The organism is Myxococcus sp. NMCA1, from assembly GCF_026810205.1.
GTDB classification, from domain to species: domain Bacteria; phylum Myxococcota; class Myxococcia; order Myxococcales; family Myxococcaceae; genus Myxococcus; species Myxococcus xanthus_A.
The window spans coordinates 6,322,773-6,343,978 of sequence record NZ_CP113950.1; the positions used below are offsets into that span (position 1 = coordinate 6,322,773).

Sequence of the window (21,206 nt, forward strand, 5' to 3'; positions counted from 1 at the left end):
CGGGCTCAGGAATCGTTCGAGGCGCTCGGGGGCGGCTCACCGGAGCCCGCCGAGCCGTCCGACACGGTGCGCGCGGGCGCCGTCCGCGACTGCGGCTCCACGGTGACGCGCACCACGCGTGGCCCTTCCACCGCGTCCACGACGATGCGCCACATGTCGAGCCGCAGCGTGTCCCCCTTCACGGGAACACGGCCCAGCCGCGTCATGAGGTAGCCGGCGATGGTCGTCACTTCGCCCTCTTCGTCCTCGTCCAGGTCGAAGTTGACGTCCAGCCGCTCCTCCAGGTCGTCGAGCTGCGCGGTGCCCGGCAGCTCGAAGCGGCCGCCAGGCAGCGCGCGGACCTCGTCCATGCGGCGGCCCAGCTCCGCGACGTCGCCCACCACCTCTGCCACCACGTCGGCGATCGTCACCAGCCCGGACGTGCCGCCGTGCTCGTCCACCACCAGCGCCGTCTGCCGGCGCCGGCGCCGGAACTCCGCCAGCAGCTGCTCCAGCGTGGCGCCCTCGGGGATGAACAGCACCGGCCGCTGCACCTGCGCCAGGCTGCGCAGCTCGCCCCGGGACAGCAGGAAGAAGAGGTCCTTGGCGTTCACCACGCCCTCGACCTCGTCGAGGTTGCCCCGGCACACCGGCAGCCACGTGTGGCCCGCCGCGCGAGCATCCGCGATGCACTTCTCCAGTGGCTCTTCCACGTCCAGGAACTTCACCTGGTTGCGCGGAACCATCACCTGCCGCGCCGTCTTCTGCGCCATCTCCAGCGCGCGCTCCAGCAGCTCCGCGCGTGCCGTCGTAATCGCGCCCGCCTGCGCCGAGCTGTGGAGGATGACCAGCAGCTCGTCCTCGCTGTGTGCCTCGTGCGCCTCCCCTACCGACTGGAGGCCAAAGACGCGCAGCACCCACGCCGCCAGCCCGTTGAGCAGGACGATGGCCGGGTAGAACAGGACGTAGAACACCCGCATGGGCAGCGCCACCGCGAGCGTCGTGTCCTCGGGCCGCTGAATCGCCAGGCTCTTGGGCGCCAGCTCACCGAGGACGATGTGCAGGAAGGTGATGATGCTGAAGCCAATCACCACCGCCGCGGAGTGGGCCAACGTGGTGGAGGCGCCCTCTGGTACCAACGGCACCAGCACCGGCTCCAACAAACGCGCGAAGGCCGGTTCACCCAGCCAGCCCAGGCCCAGGGAAGCCAGGGTGATGCCGAACTGCGTGGCGGAGAGGTACGCGTCCAGCTTCTCCACCATCTTCATGGCCGTGGGCGCACCCGGCGCACCTTCGTCCACCAGGGCCTGGAGCCGCGTGGCGCGGATCTTCACGATGGCGAACTCGGTCGCCACGAAGAAGCCGTTGGCGAATACGAGGAGGATCGCCAACCCCAGGAACAACCATTCGTTGCCCATGGCTCAGAACAAGGCTTCGAAGTCCGGGTCACCCTTGAGGGCGTCGAACATGGGGTCGGTGGACAGCCACCCCATTACCTTCGGCCGGTCCGCCGTGAGCGACTTCTGCAGGTACTGCACGGCGTCCTTGGGACGCCCCCACAGCGCGAACAGGGCGGACAGGTTGTAGTTGAGCAGCAGGTCTTCCGGGTTGAGCGCCCGCGCCCGCTCATAGGCGCGCTCCGCCTCCGCGTAGAAGCCCTTCTGCGCGAAGCAGATGCCCAAATCCAGCTGCGCCTCGAAGTTGTCCGGCTCCAGGCGCACCACTTCCTTCAACTGGGTGATGGCGGAGCGGTAGTCGCCCTCGTCCATCATCAGCGCGGCCAGCTCGTGACGGGGGAAGGCATCCTGGGAGTCCAGCTCGATGGCCGTCTGGAGCTCGCGCATCGCCTCCTCCACGCGGCCCTGGTCCGCGTAGGTGAGGCCCAGGTTGAGGTGGGCGTCCGGATACTCCGGGTCCAACTCGATGGCTTCCTTGTACTCCTCCACCGCCATCTCCCCCGCGTGGGTGGAGAGGAAGCAGGCCAGGTTGTAGTGCGCCGTGGCGCTCTCTGGCTCCAGCTTCAGGGCGGTGAGGTACTCCGACAGCGCCTCGCGGAAGAGCTTCTTCTCCGCGTAGACGGTCGCCAGGTTGTCGTGGGCGTGCGCGGAACTCGGGTCGAGGTCAATGGCCTTCTTGAACTCCTTGATGGCCTCGTCGAGCCAACCCCGGTCCGCCAGCTCGATTCCACGAGTGTTGTGCTCGTCGGAGAGAGCGATGTTGTCCTTTTCGCGGGCCATGAGCGCGCGGGCAATCTACGCGCCGCGCTCCAAGAGGTGCAAGGTAGAGTTTCCCCTCGCCCATGCGCCACGTCGCCCTGCTGCTGCTCCTGTTGTCCGCCTGTCACCCCCGCGCCGTCCCCCCGCCAGAGCTATCACCGCCGGAGGAGCCCGCCCGACAGTCCCCCGCCCCCGGGGATGCGGGCCAGGCGCCCGCCCCCTCCGCCGAGGCACCGGTGGCCGAGCCCCAGGCCCGCTCCGTGTCCATCATCGTGGGCGGCGACGTGACGCTGGGCCACAACTACCAGACACACTACGACGCGGAGACCGCCAAGGGCCGCCCCCGGGACGCCCTGCTGTCCTACGGGTTCCAGGAGGTGAAGCCCCTGACGGACGCCGCCGACCTGTTCGTCGTCAACCTGGAGTGCCCCTTCACCGAGCGCGGCGAGAAGCTGCCCAAGAACTTCAACTTCCGCGCGAAGCCAGAGCTGGTGGGCATCCTCACCGCCGGCGGCGTGGACGTGGTGAGCCTGGCCAACAACCACCTGATGGACTACGGCGCCCAGGGCCTGCTCGACACGCTGGACACCCTGGACGCGGCGCACATCCCCTACTTCGGCGCGGGCCGGAACCTGGCGGAGGCCCGGCGCCCCGCCATCCTCACCGTGGGTGGCCAGCGGGTGGCGCTGCTGGGCTACTTCTTCCTGGGCACGCGCAACATCGAACCGCCCGGGGTCTACGCCACGGAGACGACCCCTGGGGTCGCCGGCCACTTCTCCGACGAGGCCGTCATGGAGCAGATGCTCAGGGAGGACATCGCCGCGGCCCGGGCCCAGGCGGACATCGTCCTGCCCTACTTCCACTGGGGGCGCGAAGGCACCTACACCCCGGAGCCCTACCAGGTCCGGCTGGCCCACGCCGCCATCGACGCGGGCGCCGCGGGTGTGCTGGGCGCCCACCCGCACGTCCTACAAGCCATGGAGCTGTACCAGGGCAGACCTGTCGTCTACTCGCTGGGGAACTTCGTCTTCGGGGGGAACTGGAACCCTCGCGACAAGCGCGGCGCCCTGTGGAAGGGCCACTTCGGGCCCGACGGCGGCTACGTGTCCAGCGAGGTTCTGCCCTTGAGAACCGACCGCTTCCCGGAGTTGCCCTTCCAGCCGGTGCCCGTCACGGGCGAGGCGGCGGAGGCGGTGCTGCGGCTCCTGGCGGAGTCTTCAGAAGGCGTGGAGCGGATGCTGCCCGAACTGGAGCCGTGGGCCCGTCCGCCTCCCTCCCCCTGAAGTCCGAGGGAGGGAGTAGCCAACGCACTAGACCTTGTTGTTGGACTGGCCCTTCTTGGCGCGGCTGCGGCGGCGCTTCAGCTGGGCCTTCCGGCCCTTGGCGCGGTTGGCGACCTTCTTCTTGGAACGATTTCCCTTCTGGGCGGGCATGTGGAAGGACTCCGTGTAGGTGATGTGAAACCGACCGCTCAGCGCGGTGAGGGCGGCCCTTTTTTCATGCTCCCGCCCAAGCGTCCAAGGAATTTCTTGACTCCGCCCGCCCTTGCCAGAGGCCGTGCAAAGGGGCAATACCCCCCGGAACGACGATGATTGACAAACTCGAAGACGTCGAACGCCGGTTCGAACGCCTGACCGCCGACCTGTCGAACCCCGACGTACTCGCCGACTCGGCGAGGCTCCAGAAGGTGTCCAAGGAGCGCGCGGGCCTGGAGAAGCTGGTCGAGGCCTTCCGGGCCTACCGCAAGGTGCTCGCCGACCTCAGCGAGGTCGAAGCCTGGCTCGGCAGCAGCGACGCCGACGAGAAGGCCTTTGCCCGCGAGTCCCTGCCCGGCCTGAAGGAGCAGCGCGACGAGATGGAGGCCAGCCTCAAGATTCTCCTCCTGCCCAAGGACCCGAATGACGAGAAGAACGTCATCCTGGAAATCCGCGCGGGCGCGGGCGGTGACGAGGCGGCCCTCTTCGCCGAGGAGGTCATGCAGATGTACCTCCGCTACGCGGACCGCCGGGGCTGGAAGGCGGACATCCTGGACATGAGCCCGGGCAACGCCGGCGGCGTGAAGGACGCCACGGTGACGCTGTCCGGCGACGCCGTCTTCAGCAACATGAAGTACGAGTCCGGCGTACACCGCGTGCAGCGAGTGCCGGCCACGGAGACGCAGGGCCGCATCCACACGTCCACGATCACGGTGTCGGTGATGCCGGAGGCGGAGGACGTGGACGTGCAGGTGAACCCGGCGGACATCGAGATGCAGGTGATGCGCTCCACGGGCTCGGGCGGCCAGAGCGTCAACACCACGGACTCCGCGGTGCGCCTCATCCACCACCCGACGGGCATCGTGGTGAAGTGCCAGCAGGAGAAGAGCCAGCTGAAGAACCGCACCATGGCCATGCGCATGCTGCGGGCGAAGCTCTACGAAATCGAGCAGGAGCGCATCCGCAACGAGCGCGACTCCGCGCGCCGCGCCCAGGTGGGCACCGGTGACCGCAGCGAGAAGATTCGCACCTACAACTTCCCGCAGGACCGGCTGACCGACCACCGCATTGGCCTCACCGTGCACAACCTGCCGGGCGTCATGGCTGGCAACGTGGACGACGTCATCACCGCCTGCCGGACCTACTACCAGGCCGAAGCGCTCAAGGCGCAGACGGCCGGCGGCCCGAAGCCCTCCGCATGAGCAGCGACCCCTGGACCATCCGCAGGGTCCTCACCTGGACGACGCAGCACTTCGAGAAGCGACAGGTGGATGCCCCGCGGCTCACCGCGGAAATCCTCCTGTCGTACGTGCTCAAGCTCAGCCGCGTCCGGCTGTACGTGGACCTGGACCGCCCGCTCTCCAAGGACGAGCTGGGCGCCTTCCGTGCCCTCATCGAGCGGCGCATGGCGGGCGAGCCCACGCAGTACCTGACGGGGGTGCGTGAGTTCTACAACCGCCCCTTCAAGGTGGACGCCCGGGTGCTGATTCCGCGCCCGGAGACGGAGCTGCTGGTGGAGGCGGCGCTGCGCATGCTTCCCAAGGACGCGCCCGGCCGCGCGCTGGACGTGTGCACCGGCTCCGGCTGCATCGCTATCAGCCTGGCGGCCGAGCGGCCACAGGCCACCGTCATCGCCACCGACCTGTCGCCGGACGCCTGCGCGCTGGCGCGGGAGAACGCCCAGGCGCTGGGCGTGGCGGACCGGGTGACGGTGCTGCAGGGCGACCTCTTCGCCCCGGTGCCCGAGGGCGAGCGCTTCCAGGTGGTGGTCTCCAACCCGCCGTACATCGCCTCCGGGGAGATTCCCGGCCTGTCCGCCGAGGTGCGACGCGAGCCGAAGCTGGCGCTCGACGGCGGGCCGGACGGACTGGTGGCGGTGCGCCGGGTGGTGACGGGCGCGCGCCAGTGGTTGGAGCCTGGCGGCCTCCTTGCAATGGAGATTGGTGAGGACCAGGGCCCCGCCGTCCTGGAGCTCCTGCGTGCCGCGGGTTACGCGGACGCACGGGTGGAGAAGGACCTGGAGCGGCGGGAACGGATGGCATTTGGGACACAGCCCGTGGCCAGCGAGCCACAGGGCTGAAGACGCAGGGAACCATGGACAAGATCGTCATCAAGGGCGGCCAGGCGCTGCACGGCGAAGTGCAGGCCTCGGGCGCGAAGAACGCGGCGCTGCCCATCCTCGCCTCGGCGCTGCTGGCCGACGGCACCTCCACCTACCGCAACGTGCCGGACCTGGCGGATGTCGCCACCATGCTCAAGGTGCTGCGCACCATGGGCTGCGACGCGGAGCGCGACTCGGAGAAGACGGACGTCTGCCGGGTGGGCGTCAACGGCCACATCACCCCTGAGGCGCCCTACGAGCTGGTGAAGACGATGCGCGCCAGCGTGCTGGTGCTGGGGCCGCTCGTCGCCCGCTTCGGCCGGGCGCGGGTGTCCATGCCGGGCGGGTGCGCCATTGGCGCGCGGCCCATCGACCAGCACCTCAAGGGGCTGAAGGCGCTGGGCGCGGACATCCACCTCACGGAAGGCTACGTGGAGGCCACGGCGAAGCAGCTCAAGGGCGGCACCGTCAACTTCGACGTCATCACCGTCACCGGCACGGAGAACGTGATGATGGCGGCGGTGCTGGCCAAGGGCCGCACCCGCATGGAGAACTGCGCCCGCGAGCCCGAGGTCGAGGAGCTGGCCAAGGTGCTCAACAAGATGGGGGCGCGCATCGAGGGCGCGGGCACGTCCATCATCACCATTGAGGGCGTGGACGGGCTGAAGCCGGTGGAGCACGCCATCCTCCCCGACCGCATCGAGGCCGGCACCCTGCTGGTGGCGGCGGCCATCTCCGGCGGCGACGTGCTGGTGAAGCGCGTGGTGCCCGAGCACATGGACGCGCTGGTGGAGAAGCTGCGCGAGGCCGGGTGCACGATGACCACCGAGGGCAACGGCCTGCGCTGCAAGGCGCCCCAACGGCTGGACGCGGTGAACATCACCACCACGGAGCATCCAGGGTTCCCCACGGACATGCAGGCCCAGCTGATGGCCCTCATGTCTGTCAGTCAGGGGACGTCCGTCATCAGCGAAAACATCTTCGAGAACCGCTTCATGCACGTGCCGGAGCTGCACCGGCTGGGCGCGGACATCACCATCCAGGGGCACACCGCGGTGGTGAAGGGTGTGAAGGGCCTGAGCGGCGCGCCCGTCATGGCAACGGACCTGAGGGCGAGTGCGTCACTCATCCTGGCCGGGCTGCGAGCGGAGGGCCGCACCGACGTCAGCCGCGTCTACCACCTGGACCGGGGCTATGAGCGCCTGGAGCGCAAGTTGAGCGCCCTGGGTGCGGACATCCGCCGCGAGAAGGCGTAGGGCTGGGGGGCTGGGGGGCGACGGGACGGCGCGTTGCCAACAGAAGGCGCAAGGCGGGTTGCATCCGAAATTTCGCGCGACCTATCATTCTCCCATCGACTGGGGAGAACACCACTCCCCCCCAACAGGAGAATGGAACCGCCCCATGGATTGCCCCAGCTGCAACGTCGAGATGTCCGATCTCGAGGGGGATGATCAGACGTTGCGAAAGTGTGGAGATTGCGGCGGCCTTTGGATTGACGTCGCGGACCTCAACCGGGTCCTGCTCCACAACAACCTCCCCGGGCTGGAGAGCCAGGGCGGCAAGGTGGATGCAGAGGCACTGACCGGTCAGTGCCCCGAGTGCCAGGTCGACCTCGTCCGCGTGGACGGTGGCGACCGCCAGCATCCGCTGCATTACGACACCTGCGAGTCCTGCGGCGGTATCTTCCTGGAATCCGAGTTCCAGGACGCCACCGACGTGAAGATCGCGGTCGAGGAAATCATCGCGTTCTTCCGCCACTTCGGCGCGAAGCGGAAGATGGCCGCTCTGTAGGCGGAGTGCCTCGCCCCCCCGGGAAACCGGGCGGGCGGCAGCCAGCCCGTCAGCTCACCGCTGGCTGCGGAACTCGTCGCCCCAGGCCTCGGCGACGGGCCCGTCGAACGCCAGCGACGCATCCGGCGGGCGTGTCCCCTCGGAGTCCCCTCGCGGGAAGCGCACAGTCACCCGCCCGTGCGGGGGGACGTCGAGGGACAGCTTCTCTCCGGACAGCGTATAGGCGCCACTGACTGTCGTGGACACCTCGCCCTCCAAGGGCTCCTCGGTGAGGCTGTAGGTTCCGTCCAGGTAGAAGGACAGGAAGCGGTGCGGTGCGCCCTTCAGGCCACCGAACCAGGTGCCGAGCAGCGGCGCCAGCCGGCCGTTGTAGCGCAGCTTGGGCGCCAGCCAGGTTCCATTGAGGGCCTTCCCGCCGGCGTAGAAGACGATGTCGGTGACGCACACGGGCGCGTCGTCCTTGGCGCCCGGGAAGCGCTCCGACACCTCCAGCGTGAAGCGAGCGCCCCGAAGTCCGGGCTTGAGGGGCACCACCTGGAGCCCGCGCTTGTCCTCCACACTGACGCTGCGCGCTTCCTTGATGCCGGTCAGGGTGAGCTTCCGCGCCCGGGCGCGGGCCTTGAACGCGGCCCGGTCCGAGCCGTCGCCCGTGTACACGCGGACCTCGTCCACGGTGACGATGTCCTTGAAACCGAAGGTGAAGGACGCGGGCGCGTCTCCGCTGACACACCACGCGGTGGAGTCGCGGCCGTCGAGCACGTTGAGGGGCCCGTAGCGCTCCGGCTGACTGGTGCGGTCGAGCCAGTCGGAGGCCTGGACGTAGCCTGGCGGGACATTGGATGCGGCGGAGGCCGCCGTGGCGGACAGGAGGGAGGCGAGGAGCAGGCGTCGCATGTCTCCGCATCTTTGATCGCCTCGCGAGCGCGGCTCCAGTCCGAGCACGCACGGAGCGGCCGGGTAGATGCGGATGAAAGCGCCCGCGCGGATGTTGGGGTGCTTGACACTCCGTCCCTGACGGGAAGGATGGCGGCCTGTTCTGGAGGAGACCGTGATGAGACGCTGGGGGTGGGCCTGTGTGCTGGGGCTGATGCTGGCCGGCTGCAAGGAAGACAAGGCGCCGGAAGCTCCGGACGCGGGTCCGGTGGAGACGGGACCGGCCGCTCTCACGGAGAAGGAGCCCAACGACCGGCCCGACCAGGCCCTGGACATCACCCGCAACAGCACGGTGAGCGCGGAGCTCACCGCGCAGCCGAACAAAGCGGACGAGGACTGGTACCGGCTGGCGCCCGGCGCGCCGCGCATCGCGGACGTCACCGTGTCCGGCCTGCCCGGCGGGGACATCACCCTGGAGGTGTATGACCGCGACCGCAACCGCCTGGTGGGCGTCAACAGCGAGGGCGAAGGCAAGCCGGAGCGGTTCCCCAACCTCTACGTGGAGAACGAGCGCTTCATCCGCGTGGTGCCCTCCCGCAAGGGTGTGGGCGGCGCGTACACGCTCGAGGTCCGCATGCGCGCGCCCGAGGACGGCGAGGAGCGCGAGCCCAACGACCGCGCCGTAGACGCGGTGAGCCTGAGCTTGGGCCAGACGGTGACGGCCTATCTGGGCCATGCCGGCGACGAGGACTGGTACCGCATCGAGCTGCCCGACCCGACGCAGCCCTCGGCTCCGCAAGGCGCGGGCCCGGGTGGGACGGCGGAGGACCCCTCGACCGCGCCCTTCGGCGATTCGCCGTCGCAGGGCACGCCGTCCCCGGGAGATGGCACCGCGCCGCAGGGGATGGGCGGCACGCTGCCCGGCGCTGGAGGCGCAGGCGCCCCCCTGGGGCAGGACGACGCGATGGGCGGCGGCCTCGCCGGTCAACAGGGCACGACCGGCGCTGGCGCTCAGAACGGACAGGGCAACCCTAGGGCGGGCGCCGCTGGGGCGAGGCAGGACCTGACTGGCAACGGTTTCGAGACCGAGGAAGGCGCGGCCCCCCGGGGCACCGAAGAAGATGGAACGCCCGGCCTCACGGCACAGGAGGGCAGGCGGGGCGCGTCGCCCGGCCAGGGCGGAGTGGATGGCTTCGCGCGTGACGAGGCGCCGCCCTCCCCCGCCGTGGAGGGCACCTTCGCGGGCAGCGAGCCGCCGCCCGTGGGCAGCCAGGCGGTGGGCGAGGCCATTGCCCGCGCGCTGGACGCGGGCACGGCGGTGCCCGTGCCCCCCGAGCCGCCCTCGGTGGCGCTGAAAATCGAGCTGACCGGCGTGGACGGCGTGCGGCCGGAGCTGTCGGTGCTGTCCGCGGCGGAGGCGCCGCTCTTCACCCTGCGCGGCAAGGAAGGCGAGACGCTGTCGCTGCGCAACATCGGCGTGCGCGCCATGGACCGGGTCGTCTACGTGGTGGTGAAGACGAGCTGGGTGGGCACTGGCAAGGAGGCCCGCAGGCCGTTCAACACCACCATGCCGTACACGCTCACCGTGTCGCAGGAGGAGGCCGGCGCCAGCGCGGAGTTGGAGCCGAACGACGAGCTCCACAAGGCCACGACCGTCACGGCCGGGGGCTACCGCGAGGGTTTCCTGGCGCCCAAGGGCGATGTGGACCACTTCGTCCTGAAGACGTCCGAGCCGGTGCTGGCGAAGGTGGAGCTGACCGGCGTGGAGCGCCTGGACCTGGTGCTCTCCATGGTGGAGCCCCCGGAGGGGGAATCCGGCAAGGAGACGGTGCTGCTGCGCGCCAACGACGGCGCCATCAAGGAGCCCGAGCGCCTCAACAACGTCGCCTGCAACGGCGCCTGCTACTTCCGAGTGGAGGGCGCGTCGCGCAAGGTGGACGGCAAGTGGGTGAAGGACTTCGAGAACGCCGAACAGCCCTACCGCATCACCGTCACCACGGTGCCGGACAACGGCGGCGAGGAGCGCGAGCCCAACAACACCGCGGACCGGGCGCAGGACCTGACACTGGGGCAGCCGGTGCGTGGCACGGTGTATCCGGTAAAGGACACGGACTTCTTCCGGCTGGACCTGTCGGACCGGCCGGTGCGCACGCCCATCCGCGCCACGCTGCTGGGCATCCTGAAGGTCGACGTGGGGCTGTACCTGCACCGCGTGCAGCCGGACGGGAAGCTGTCGCTCGTGCAGACGGCTGACCGGGCCAAGGGCGACCAGCCGGAGAGCATCCGCTACAGCGCCGAGCCGGGCGTCTACCTCTTCGAGGTCCGGGACGCGCGCAACCGCGAGTCCAACTTCCAGGACTCGTACCAGCTCACCGTCGAGGAGTCGGAGTAGGCGCCTCACTTCCCGTTGACAAGCCTCAGGGCGGCCCGTACTTTGCGCCCTGCTTCGCCTGCGGTGGTAGCTCAGTTGGTAGAGCACGAGCTTCCCAAGCTCGGGGTCGAGGGTTCGAATCCCTTCCGCCGCTCACTCATGAAGGCCGGTAGTCCTTGAGGAAACTCGGGACTGCCGGCCTTCGTGTTTTGGGGCCTCGGGACGTCTTGCAGCAAGGATGCAGCAAACGGCGCGAAGCTGGTCCCGCCGCGCCCCTCCCCGGCTCGCGCCTGCTGCACCTCCGGCGGTTGCTGGGGATAGGCGCGAAGGACAGCTTGTCGAAATCGAAGCTCCTCCTCACCAGTCCTGCCCCGTCCACTCGCGGCCTCCTCTCCTTCATCGGCTCCTTCCTCGCCGCTGCCTGGGGCGCCACCATCGCCTCCTCTCCTGCTTTGGGGAGGAGCTGTCGAATCACGGCCGCTGCGGGAGGGGGCTTGAGATGGGAGGGCGTATCCGCAGCAATGGTGAGAATTTTCAGCGAGGCTGAGAGGGATTGCTGCACGCCTGTCTGAAGGGCGCGCTCGATATCAATTGAGAAATGGCAATGGGAATACACTTTCAGGTGAAAGGGTATTCGCGCCCGCAACACCGCTATCGAGTCGTAAACACCGCCGGTCCTGACGGAAGCGAGACGCCCAGCGCGGGGCGTGGGTCGCTGACGGGGCGCGGGCCTGCGGTCTGGAAGCTAACGCGCCGCTGGGGGACCGCGGCGCGCCGGTCCGGCATCGTCCGCCCGGTGAGTCGTGGCTCCTGGTGGTCTCACTTGAGGTATCAACTTGAATCCACACCACAGGACCTCATCCCGGGGGGATGGATGCACCTGCCCGTGTGCTCGCGCTGACTGCCCTTGCGCTCGCGACGCCCGCGCTAGCCGCCGAGGGATTCACCTCCGTCACCGCCAGTGGGGATGACGGCAACGTCCCCGCCAACGCCATCGACGGCGACCCCACCACGCGCTGGTCCAGCAACGGAGTGGGAGAATGGCTCACCGGCGACCTGGGCGCGGTGAAATCGCTCAGCGCCGTGGACATCGGCTGGCACCGTGGCAACGAGCGCGTCAACAACTTCGCCATCTCCACCTCCACGGACGGCACGACCTTCACGCAGGTGCATTCCGGCAGCTCATCCGGCAACACCGCCGCGCTGGAGCGTTACTCGTTCTCCCCGGTGAGCGCGCGCTACGTGCGCATCACCGTGAACGGCAGCTCGATGAACACCTGGGCCAGCATCGCGGAAATGCAGCCCGGCACCGGCTCGACCCCGCCCACCAACCCGCCCACCGACCCACCTGGCGAGCAGGGCCAGGACAAGTTCGGCGTGACGATGATCTATCCGACCAAGTCGGGCGGCGAGCAGTGGTTCCTGGCGGACAACGCTACGTCCGACAAGCGCTTCGACCCGCAGAACACCATCAGCCGCAACTCGGACGGCTCCTGGAAGATGAGGAACAGCAAGGTGCGCATGTCCGTGTTCACCTCCACGGGCTACAGCATCCAAGATTCCGACCTACGACCGCGACGTGCTGGCCAGCCGGGGCTACATGCAGGCGGCGAACGACTGGCGGAACATCGAGATGACTGGCTTCGTGAAGGTCAACTCGGTGTCCGACGTGTCGGACAACTTCGCGTGGTACGCGCGAGGCGGCAAGCACAACGACAACCACTCGGGGTGCGAGGGCAGCAGCTACAAGGGTTCGCTGCACTATGACGGCCGGGTCCGCTGGAAGAAGGAGACGTGGCACGTCTCCTACAACCAGGCGTCGTACAAGTCCGGTACCTCGGCGCTACGCGGCCGCTGGGTGGGATTCAAGTCGGTGATGCGCAACACCAAGGTCAACGGAAAGGAGGCCGTGCGCCTCGAGATGTACCTCAACGAGAACGCCGACAAGAAGACCTGGAAGAAGGTCTACGACATGGTGGACTCGGGCAGCTGGGGTGGTGACGCCAGCCACTGCGGCGGCGCGGTGAACGCAATGCCCATCACTTGGGGCGGCCCCATCGCGGTGTTCCGCTGGGACAGCGCCAACGACGTGGACTTCAAGTGGCTGTCCGTGCGCGAAATCTCGCCGGAGCAGTGAGCCGCTGACCACGTGACGCCCGCCCCGGTGCTCCTTCCTTGGAGTGCCGGGGCGTGGCGTTTTCAGGGCATTCGATGGGCGCCATCACCGGCGTCCGAGCACTCCACGGGGACCGCCAACAATCCCCCATCACCGCGAACTTCGCCACGAAGAGCGGCCATCTCCGGTGCATGGCACAGCAATCGAGCAATCCAATATCAGCCCAACAATGAGCCGATTTCCGGCCAGCACCGACCGAGCCTGCGACGAGCAGAGTCCGCGCCCTCTCGCCATGGATTGATGGCGGGCCCCCCTCCGGCTCCGCCGCCGGATGAGCGGTCTCGGGTCCCGTGGGTGCGGGGAGGCCAGAGCTGGAGGTGTCTCCACATGGAATGCCCGCATGAATTCGCGAGCCCTCCCGCACGCTGCGGGAGATGCCCTGCGGGATGAGGAGTGCGCCGAAAAAGTGTTCTCCACTGCGTGGAGGTCACGGCCCCCAAGGCGGTTGTGATGAAAGCCGCAGCACATCATCCTCCGTAGCCGCAACAATTATCGGAAAGGCTTGCGGTTCATGCAGCCTGACCGGTTCCGGGGGGTACCATGAACACACTGAAACAAAATGTACGGATGGCTTGCGGTCTGATTTTCGGCTCGCTGCTGATGGCGGCCTCGCCAGGCTTTGCCCATTCCTCTGATGCAGCCGGCTGCGCGGACCGTCAGCGTGAGGGATTCAAAGACATCGCGCGCTGGCCTGACATCGCGGGGTGCGCCGGTGCATGGCGGATTCCGGGCCTGCACACGGACAACCCGGGGATTGCTCCGGCCTGCCCGGGCCTCGTGACCTTCGACACCCTGACCCCCGCCTGCGGCCGCAAGGGCGGTGACGATGGCCCGAAGCCGGGTGGCGCCGGCTGCAACGTGGCCGACCTCTGCGCGAGCGGCTGGCACGTCTGTACGAGCGACGCCGAGGTGATGAGCCGGTCCTCCACCGGTTGCAAGGGAGCCACCAAGGCGGGAGACCAGGCCCTCTTCTTCGCCACCCGGCAGAGCACCAATGGCTGCGGCGTCTGTGCCAACGGAACCTCGACAGGTCCGGAGTGCGACTCCGACAGCTGCACTCCTGGCTGCCTGCAGACCGCCCGAACGTCGAACGACTTCTTCGGCTGCGGCAACTTCGGAACCGAGGCCACGTGTGGCCCCCTCAACCGGTTCTCGGAGAACCTGTGCTCGGGGCTTGAAGGCTCGCCATGGTCGTGTAACGCCGCGACGACCGCTGACGACAACGGCCTCTGCGAGGCCTACACGGCCATCAAGACGGGCTCCCGCTTTGGCGGGGTGCTCTGCTGCCGCGACACCTGCACCGATTCCGACAAGGACGGCGTCTGCGATAGCGCGGACCGCTGCGCGGGCACCGTGCTCCCCGAGTCCCTGTCCACAGGCTCCCTGCCGGGCATGAACCGCTTCGCCGATACTGACGGCGATGGCACCTTCAACACGCTGTCGTCGAACGACGGCGAGCCGGAGCGCCGCTTTACCCTCGTGGACACCGCTGGTTGCAGCTGCGCGCAGATTGTCGATGCGCTGGGGATGAGCCAGGAGCACGCCCAATCTGGATGCAGCCTCAGCACCCTGGAGAGCTGGGTGTCGCGCGTGAAGGAGAACTAGAGGGTCTGAAGTTGCCCCCATCCTGATGGGCCCCTCCAGCTCTCCTTTGATTTGGATACGAGTTGTGCCGCGCCTTCTGGTTCCAGGGTAGGAATTCTCCTGGCAGACGCCAATGACCGGCGACTCTCCTCCATCAGCGAGGTCTCCGTGGCGGCCGGAGCAGGCACGTCCAGTCTGCCGCCCACGGCCATCACCTTCTCACGTGCATTCCCACAGGGACGTACCACATCGTGCTGCTGGCGGATGTGCATGAATGGATTGCCGAGAGCGATGAGAACAACAACGGCGCGCACCGCGGGGGCTCGGCGGAAGAAGTCGTGCTCGGAGAGGAGAGGTGGTGGTCAAGGTGCCTTCCATTGGGCGCTGGCTTCGTCGCGTGGACGGACAGCCGCGTGCTGATCGACTCACATGGAGAGCGTCGCTCGCTCGAACGGGAGTCGCGCAACGAGAGCATCCCCGGTGATGTTCAAGCCAGACGGCGCCGCGTGGCCATGGGACGCTCCGTCCAGCATGGCCCAGCCCCGTGTGCGAAACCTTAAGCCCTGGCACCATGCGGTCCGCGGTCCCGCTCCCCACCCAACAAGCCGTTGAGGTCAGCTCACGCATGTCCAAGACCAACACCCCTTCAGGACTCGGGTCTGAGTACCACCCGCTCGACTCTCCCCAGCTCGAGAATCCTCATCCGTTCCTCGCGCGTGCACGGCGGGAGGAACCGGTGTTCTTCAGTCCGGCGTTGGGGGCGTGGGTGGTGACGCGCCATGCGGACATCAGCGCCGTGGTCGCCGATACCACACGCTTCTCGTCCGCAGAGTCCATCACGGTGGGCGCCGCGACGACGCCGCCGGAGGTGGTCACCGCGCTGATGGACGGTTACCCTCTGGTGCCCAGCCTCGTCGACAATGATCCGCCAGCGCATGGCCGCTTCCGGAGCCTCGTCAGCAAGGCCTTTACCGGGAGGCGCCTCGCGGAGAAGGAGCCCTTCATCCGCACCCTCGTGGACGCGCTCATCCACTCCTTCAGGCAGGAGGGGCAGGCGGACCTGTTCCTCCGGTTCGCCCATCCGCTGTCGTGCAGCATCATCGCGGAGATTCTCGGAATCCCCAGCTCGGACATCCACCGGTTCCGGCGCTGGTCCGATGAGCTGACCACGGTCCTCGCGGCGCATGGCCCCATCGAGCACCAGGTCGCGTGCGCGCGAGGTGTGGTCGAGTTCCAGCGCTACCTGGCCTCGGCGCTCCAAGAGCGGCAGGTGTCCCCCCGAGAGGACCTGCTGAGCGACATCGTCACCGGGGCGCAGGGGATGACGCCGCCCATGAGCATGGCGGAGCTGGTGAGCCTGCTGATGCAGGTGCACTTCGCGGGACATGAGACGACCGCGGGCCTCATCGTGGGAGCGGTGGAACTCCTGCTCGAGCATCCGGAGCAACTGCGAGCACTTCAGGACGACCCGGGCCTCATCGCGGGCGCGGTCGAGGAGGCGGTACGGATGATCTCCCCCGTGCATGCCATGTTCCGTACGGCGCTGGAGGCGGTGGAGATTGGGGGCGTGCCCATTCCCAAGGGAGCCCACATCCGCATCGTCTACGCGTCGGCCAACCGCGACGAGGCCCGGTTCCACGAGCCTGAGCGCTTCGACATCCGGCGGCATGAGGTCAAGAAGCACCTCGCCTTCGGGCAGGGCCTCCATTTCTGCATCGGCGCGCCGCTCGCGCGGCTCGAGGCACGCCTGGCAGTGGAGGCATTGCTTCGAAGTCTCCCGGGGCTCCGGCTCGTACCTGGGCAGAAGCCGGGCTTCCTGAGGAGCGTCACCGTCCGGAGGCACGAGAGCCTCGAGGTCGCGTGGGACACCCAGGCGCTTCAGGCCCTCTGACGACCCGACGCACAGGCCGGTGAAGAGACGGCCCTCCTCCAGCCCAGACATCAGATACGCGACGAGCGCGTCGATGTCCGAGGAACGGCCCCTCTCACGAGGCGCGGTTTGGAGAATGACAGACATGGACGGTATACCCCCCTCCATACGAGCCTGCCGCCCAATCGGTGAGCGGTGAGGGTCCGTGCCCATGAGGGGGAACATGAATCGAGTCGCATCGAAGTGGAGGAGCAGCACACTCGCGCTGCTCCTCGTACTCTGCGCCGCATGCGGTACGCAGGAGGAGCCGCGGACGGAGGGTGCCCTGGCGCCGGGCCAGCGCGAAGCGAGTCTGAGTGTGGACACCGGCTCCATGTCGGTCACCCGGTATGCCTTCTCCACCACACTGCTCACCAACGGCAAGGTGCTCGTCGTGGGCGGAAGTGGAGACGCCACCCTCGCGAGCGCGGAAATCTATGATCCGGGCACGGGGACCTTCTCGGCCGCCGCGAGCATGCCCAATTCACGCCGCAGCCACAGAGCCGTGCGCCTCGGTGACGGCCAGGTCCTGATCATCGGAGGCATGGGCTCCATCAGTTCCGACTACCCGACGCTGGTCCGGCGCTACGACCCTGCCACCAACACCTGGAGCACCGCGGGTAGCCTGACCACGGGCCGCACCAGTCATACCGTCACGTTGCTCGCGGATGGGCGCGTGCTCGCCACCGGCGGCTCGGCCAGCAACTACTCGGGGCTGGCGAGCTGCGAGCTGTTCAATCCCGCCACCGGAACGTGGACGAGCGCGGCGCCACTGAGCGTGGCGCGCGTGGGGCACTCGGCCACGCTGCTTCCGAGCGGCAAGGTGCTGGTCGTGGGTGGGAACGCCGCCGCCAGTGCCGAGCTCTACGACCCGGCCACCAACACCTGGAGCGCCACCAGCGCGCCGCTCCGTGCGCGCCGGTTCCACGAGGCCTTCCTCCTCCAGGACGGGCGTGTGCTCGTGGCCGCGGGCGAGGACCCGGGAACTTTCGAGCTCCCCACGAGCACCGAAATCTACGATCCGGCCACCGGCAGTTGGACCCCGGCCGGCGCCCTGAGCCAGGCACGCAAGCAGCAGGCGGGGGTGCTCCTGTCCTCGGGCAAGGCGCTGCTCTTTGGCGGTTACGCCAGCAACTACCTCGACAGCATCGAACGGTTCGACCCCGCCACGGGAACCTGGAGCACCGTCTCTCCCCTGCTTCGCCCTCGGGGAAACCACGGCACGGCGCTACTGAGCGGAGACAAGGTTCTGTTGGTGGGCGGCCTGTCCACCAGTCCGATGGGAGGGAGCGCGGAACTCTACATGGAGGAGAACACCTGCATCCCCACCACCTGCGCGGAGTCGGGCAAGGATTGCGGCACCCTCTCCGACGGATGCGGGGGCACGCTCATCTGTGGCGGCTGCGCGAGCGGTCAGTACTGCTCCGATGACAACGTGTGCACGGTGGGCTCGAACGGGAACGCGCACTACGACGCCCTCCTCCAGGCGCCCCGCTGCACGGAGAACGGGGCGCTCTGCGACTCCATCGGCCTGCTGGTGGGCCGCAGCGGGCTGGGCCCCGAGCCCCATGCGCCCAACACCCTTGCGGGCAGCTCATGCTCGGATGGGAACCTGGGGACCTTCCACGTCTACGCGTCGTTGGATCGCCTGAAGATGTCCACGCTGGACGGCACGCCGCTAGCTCCGGGCAAGCAGGTGCGCATCGAGGCCACGGTGTGGGCCAACTCGACCAGCAACAAGCTTGAGCTCTATCTCACGACCAACGTCAACGCGCCCTCGTGGACGTACATCACCACCCTCACCCCGAGCGGAACCGGGGCCCAGACGCTCTCCACGACCTATACGCTGCCCTCCTCGGCGACAGCGCGGTACGCCCTCCGCGGCGCCTTCCGGTCGGATGGCCAGACGGGGCCCTGCAGCTCCGGCTACTACAATGACCATGAAGATCTGGTGTTCCCGGTGAGCAGCGTGTCGGGGGATCTGCCGCCCACCGTGGCGCTCACCGCACCGGCCGCGAACGCCCAGGTCCAGGGGACCGTACTCATCACCGCGGACGCCACGGATGACGAGGGCATCGCGAGGGTAGAGTTCTATCTGGATGGGCAGTTGCTCGGCACCGATACGAGGGCCCCCTATACGTACTCCTGGGCGACGCAGAACTCCGCCAACGGTCAGCGTCAGCTCCAGGCCAAGGCGTATGACTCCATCGGCCAGGAGGCGGTCTCCTCGCGCCAGGTCCAGGTCTTGAACCACAACCCGGTTCCCACAAGCGCCATCCTGATGCCCTCCTCGGGGCAGTGGACAGCGGACCTGCTCTCCATCCAGGCGCGGGGCTCCGATGACACGGGGGTGACCCTGCTGGAGGTCTACGTGGATGGGACCGTCATCCACTCCTCCACGTCCAGCTTTGTGAACTTCAGCTGGAGCACCAGCGGCTTGTCCGAGGGGTCGCATACAATGTTCTCGCGCGCGTACGACGCCGCGGGGCAGATGGGCGAGTCCGCACTGGTGTATTTCTTCGTGGACAGGACGGCGCCTGTGGCCACCATCACCTCGCCCCAGTCGGGCTCGACTGTGCAGGGAGTGGTGACGGTGACGGTGGACGCGACGGACGAGCTCGGGATCAACACCGCGGATGTGGTGCTGGTGGGCCGCAACACGACCATCGCCCCCTCGAACAACTCCAGCCCCTTCCTCTTCACCTGGCATACCCAGTCCTATGCCAACGGCACCTACACCCTTCAGGCACGGGCCCGCGATTGGGCGGGGAACCAGGGGCTGAGCACGCAGGTGCAGATCACCGTCGCCAACTCCACGCAGCCCTCCGGTGGCGCCACCTACGACAGCACGAGGAAGGCGCCGGGCTGCACGCAGGCGGGGGTGGCCTCATGTGACTCGGGGAGCTTGCTGGTGGGCCGCGCCACGCTGGGGCCCGAGTCCAATGCCCCCAACACGCTCTACTCCTCGTGCCAGGACGGCACGGCGGGTAGCTTCCATGCGGACGAGTCGTTGGACCGGCTGAAGGTGTCCACGTTGGACGGGACAGCACTGGCCGCGGGCAAGACGGTGCGCATCGAGGCCACGGTATGGGCCTGGAGCGCCAGCGGCTCGGACGTGCTGGACCTCTACTACGCCGCTGACGCCAACAGTCCGTCGTGGGCCTACCTGACCACGCTCACGCCGTCCGCCAGTGGCCAGCAGGTGCTCTCCACCATCTACACCCTGCCGGGCGGCGCGCTGCAGGCCGTGCGCGGCGTGTTCCGCTATGGCGGCTCGCCGGGGTCCTGCGTGACGGGCAGCTACAACGACCACGACGACCTGTTCTTCGCGGTGCAGTAGGCAGCGCTGAACGTGTTCGCGGGTAACACCTCGAATCCCTCCAGGCGTTCGTTCTGGAGGGACGCGAGCACCAGCAGAGGCGGGTAGGGCTCATGCGCCAGGCGATGCGGCCATCCTCCGCTCGTGACAAACGCTCCAGCGCCAGCGCGCCACGTAACGGCCTCCCTCGAGGCCGCCAGTGTCGCGCGGAGGGGGTGCGCCGCGGGACGCCCCGGCCAGCGGGGCCAAGGTGACCGGGGCCAGCGCTCGACCAACGAGGCGTCGCGGCGAGCACTGGGGACCTGCTGTGCTCCGGGCGTCAGTAGTCCCAGCGGTAGACTTCCAGCTCCTTCACGTCATACCGGGTCGCGCCGCTCATGCTCAGACCGAAGTACTGGTACGTCTGGTCCGACGTGAAGGAGTGGACGTGCGTGCCACCGCCCGCGCCCGTGCGGGTGGCGAGCGTCACCCAGGAACTCATGCCCGGCGTCCAGCCCATCAGCGTGTAGCCGGGGGGCACGAAGCTGCCCCATTTCACGACGACGCGGCGCGCGGCCTCCGCCCGGCCCAGGTTGACGTTGAGCCACACCGTGTCCGAGGTGTTGGCGTGGTACGCCGAGCGCCATGCGCTGCGATAGTTCTCCAGGTGGTAGGCGCCATTTCCGTCCACGGCGGCGCTGGGGGCGCTGATGCCCGTGTTCTCCGAGTCGCTCGCGCTGGCCGCCATGCCGAAGGCGAGATTGGGGTTGGAGTCCAGATCGAGTGAGCTGCCGAGGTCGTTCACGACTTCGAAGTCGACGATGAGGTTTTCCGTCTCCGGCTTCGTGCTGCCCAGCGCCTGTTTCACGCCCGGGGTGACGTCAATCCAGCACCCCAGGGGCTTGTAGGGGGATGCCGCGCGGCCTCCCAGCGCGGCGTCACTGAGGATCCTGTCGGCGGGCCCGGAGTCCTGGAGCGTGGTGAGGACGCTGCGGCCGTAGCCCGCGTGCCCCGGGTGGCGGTTGGTGATGCGAATCTGCGTGCCCCACTTCAGCGAACGCGTGCTGCTGGTGCGCAGGTCCGACTGGGCCGCGGTGACGCCAGCCAGGTTGACGATGGTGTTGTTGGCGGCGTTGTAGCCGTAGTCCAGGGGGAGCGCGACGTAGAGCGCGCTCCAGGAGATGGTCTTCCCACTGGCGCCGGTGCCACCCCAGAAGCTGGAGGCATAGGCGCGGCGCTTGCCGGTGAACTGCGCGTTGGCGGTGCCGCAGAGGAGCATGGCGAGCATGAGCGTCCAGATGGGCAGGCTGCCGCGGGACAGGGATGGGAGCATAGAGCGAAGCCTCTCGGGGGAAGGGACCGGGCGAGCTTCGGAGCCATTCGGTGCGGGTGTCAAAAATCCGCCGAGGCCAAGGTTTCGGAGCGAATGCGCG

The 21,206-nt window shown here is 68.3% G+C and carries 16 protein-coding genes and 1 tRNA gene; 12 read left to right on the forward strand and 5 right to left on the reverse strand.

Features of this window, described 5'->3' with window-relative positions:
• Positions 1-5 precede the first annotated feature (5 nt).
• Together OZ403_RS25960 and OZ403_RS25965 are read right to left on the reverse strand one after the other, a co-directional pair.
• Positions 6-1,397 (reverse strand): hemolysin family protein, encoded by a 1,392-nt coding sequence (locus tag OZ403_RS25960; RefSeq protein ID WP_140793944.1) that lies wholly within the window; start codon positions 1,395-1,397, stop codon positions 6-8.
• A 3-nt stretch (positions 1,398-1,400) separates the two neighbouring features.
• Positions 1,401-2,216: a tetratricopeptide repeat protein gene (locus OZ403_RS25965; protein ID WP_011554885.1), complete on the reverse strand. Its 816-nt coding sequence runs from the start codon at positions 2,214-2,216 to the stop codon at positions 1,401-1,403.
• A gap of 62 nt (positions 2,217-2,278) precedes the next feature.
• Between OZ403_RS25965 and OZ403_RS25970 the strand changes: the two genes are divergently transcribed.
• Positions 2,279-3,478, forward strand: a complete 1,200-nt coding sequence (locus OZ403_RS25970; RefSeq protein WP_268782043.1) for a CapA family protein — start codon at positions 2,279-2,281, stop codon at positions 3,476-3,478.
• A 27-nt stretch (positions 3,479-3,505) separates the two neighbouring features.
• Here OZ403_RS25970 and OZ403_RS25975 read toward each other — a convergent pair whose 3' ends face one another.
• Positions 3,506-3,628, reverse strand: coding sequence for a hypothetical protein (locus OZ403_RS25975; RefSeq protein WP_013941470.1), 123 nt, complete (start codon positions 3,626-3,628; stop codon positions 3,506-3,508).
• Positions 3,629-3,783: 155 nt separating this feature from the next.
• Between OZ403_RS25975 and prfA the strand changes: the two genes are divergently transcribed.
• The 4 genes from prfA to OZ403_RS25995 all read left to right on the forward strand — a co-directional run bounded on the left by prfA (position 3,784) and on the right by OZ403_RS25995 (position 7,562).
• Complete coding sequence (gene prfA, locus OZ403_RS25980; protein WP_140793948.1) at positions 3,784-4,872, forward strand: peptide chain release factor 1; 1,089 nt, start codon at positions 3,784-3,786, stop codon at positions 4,870-4,872.
• Positions 4,869-5,750: a peptide chain release factor N(5)-glutamine methyltransferase gene (gene prmC / locus OZ403_RS25985; RefSeq protein ID WP_140855981.1), complete on the forward strand. Its 882-nt coding sequence runs from the start codon at positions 4,869-4,871 to the stop codon at positions 5,748-5,750. Before prfA ends, prmC begins: the two co-directional genes overlap by 4 nt.
• A gap of 14 nt (positions 5,751-5,764) precedes the next feature.
• Positions 5,765-7,027, forward strand: a complete 1,263-nt coding sequence (gene murA, locus OZ403_RS25990; RefSeq protein WP_140793952.1) for a UDP-N-acetylglucosamine 1-carboxyvinyltransferase — start codon at positions 5,765-5,767, stop codon at positions 7,025-7,027.
• Between the two features lie 145 nt (positions 7,028-7,172).
• Entirely contained in the window at positions 7,173-7,562 is a 390-nt protein-coding gene (locus OZ403_RS25995) for a zf-TFIIB domain-containing protein (protein WP_140793954.1), read from the forward strand.
• 54 nt (positions 7,563-7,616) lie between these two features.
• Here OZ403_RS25995 and OZ403_RS26000 read toward each other — a convergent pair whose 3' ends face one another.
• The gene (locus tag OZ403_RS26000; protein WP_237077404.1) at positions 7,617-8,456 is read right to left on the reverse strand and encodes a discoidin domain-containing protein; all 840 of its coding nucleotides are present in this window, start codon (positions 8,454-8,456) and stop codon (positions 7,617-7,619) included.
• Between the two features lie 157 nt (positions 8,457-8,613).
• Between OZ403_RS26000 and OZ403_RS26005 the strand changes: the two genes are divergently transcribed.
• The 7 genes from OZ403_RS26005 (at position 8,614) to OZ403_RS26030 (ending at position 19,815) form a co-directional block, all read left to right on the forward strand.
• Positions 8,614-10,827 carry an ABC transporter substrate-binding protein gene (locus tag OZ403_RS26005; protein ID WP_268782044.1) on the forward strand — a complete coding sequence of 738 codons (2,214 nt, stop codon included), beginning with the start codon at positions 8,614-8,616 and terminating at the stop codon, positions 10,825-10,827.
• 60 nt (positions 10,828-10,887) lie between these two features.
• Positions 10,888-10,960 (forward strand) — tRNA-Gly (locus OZ403_RS26010).
• A 734-nt stretch (positions 10,961-11,694) separates the two neighbouring features.
• Positions 11,695-12,573: a discoidin domain-containing protein gene (locus tag OZ403_RS39810; RefSeq protein WP_442929616.1), complete on the forward strand. Its 879-nt coding sequence runs from the start codon at positions 11,695-11,697 to the stop codon at positions 12,571-12,573.
• A complete protein-coding gene (locus tag OZ403_RS39815) occupies positions 12,476-12,943 on the forward strand; it encodes a hypothetical protein (protein WP_442929617.1) in 468 nt (155 codons plus the stop codon). The genes OZ403_RS39810 and OZ403_RS39815 overlap by 98 nt, the downstream gene beginning before the upstream one ends.
• A gap of 606 nt (positions 12,944-13,549) precedes the next feature.
• Positions 13,550-14,587, forward strand: coding sequence for a hypothetical protein (locus tag OZ403_RS26020; protein ID WP_140876381.1), 1,038 nt, complete (start codon positions 13,550-13,552; stop codon positions 14,585-14,587).
• Between the two features lie 604 nt (positions 14,588-15,191).
• Entirely contained in the window at positions 15,192-16,457 is a 1,266-nt protein-coding gene (locus OZ403_RS26025) for a cytochrome P450 (RefSeq protein WP_268782045.1), read from the forward strand.
• A gap of 202 nt (positions 16,458-16,659) precedes the next feature.
• Positions 16,660-19,815 (forward strand): Ig-like domain-containing protein, encoded by a 3,156-nt coding sequence (locus OZ403_RS26030; RefSeq protein ID WP_268782046.1) that lies wholly within the window; start codon positions 16,660-16,662, stop codon positions 19,813-19,815.
• Positions 19,816-20,113: 298 nt separating this feature from the next.
• Here OZ403_RS26030 and OZ403_RS26035 read toward each other — a convergent pair whose 3' ends face one another.
• Complete coding sequence (locus OZ403_RS26035) at positions 20,114-21,106, reverse strand: galactose-binding domain-containing protein (protein WP_268782047.1); 993 nt, start codon at positions 21,104-21,106, stop codon at positions 20,114-20,116.
• Positions 21,107-21,206 lie beyond the last annotated feature (100 nt).